Source organism: Rhizobacter sp. P2_H3 (genome assembly GCF_056403355.1).
On record NZ_JBFUFQ010000512.1, the window covers coordinates 1 to 976 of the forward strand.

Consider the following 976-nt stretch of genomic DNA (forward strand, 5'->3'; position numbering starts at 1 on the left):
GCCGATCAGGCCGATCAGTCGCTGACGGAGACCTTCTCCGTCAAGAGCGCCGACGGCACCAGCTCGTCGGTCACCGTCACCATCAAGGGCGCCAACGACGCTGCCGTCATCTCCGGTGCGACCTCGGGTTCCGTCATCGAAGACACCGCGGTCAATGCCTCGGGCAACCTGACCACCGGCGGCACCTTGTCCGTCGCCGACATCGACAACGGCCAGGCCCTGTTCCAGGCTCAGCCGGCCACCGCGGGTACCTACGGCACCTTCGCACTCGCCACCGATGGCACCTGGACCTACACCGCAGCCAACGGCAACGCCGCGGTTCAGGCGCTGCGCGCCGACCAGTCGCTCACCGAGACCTTCAGCGTCAAGAGCGCTGATGGGACCTCGTCGAGCGTCACCGTCACCATCCAAGGCACGAACGATGTGGCCGTGATCAGCGGCGCCACCTCCGGCTCCGTCACCGAAGACACCGCCGTCAACGGCTCCGGCAACTTGACCACCGGTGGCACCCTGTCCGTCGTCGACGTCGACAACGGCCAGGCGGTGTTCCAGGCTCAGCCTGCCACTGCCGGCACCTACGGCACCTTCACGCTGACATCGGCCGGCGTGTGGACCTACGCAGCCGCCAACAGCAACACCACGATCCAGGCGCTGCGCGCCGATCAATCGCTGACCGAAACCTTCTCGGTCAAGAGCGCTGACGGCACCAGCTCCTCTGTCACGGTCACCATCAAGGGCACCAACGACGTCGCAGTGATCTCCGGTACCAATACCGGCTCCGTCACGGAAGACACTGCTGTCAACGGCTCCGGCAACCTGACCACCGGCGGCACCCTGTCCGTCGCCGACATCGACAACGGTCAGGCCGTGTTCCAGGCCCAGCCTGCCACCGCCGGCACCTACGGCACCTTCACGCTGACATCGGCCGGCGTGTGGACCTACGCAGCCGCCAACAACAACACCACGATCCAGGCGC

Annotated in this window: 1 protein-coding gene; it reads left to right on the forward strand. The window is 66.5% G+C overall.

The window, feature by feature from the left end:
* The coding region (locus tag AC1D1T_RS32740; protein WP_477993524.1) for a VCBS domain-containing protein at nt 1-976 on the forward strand (976 nt) is incomplete at both ends.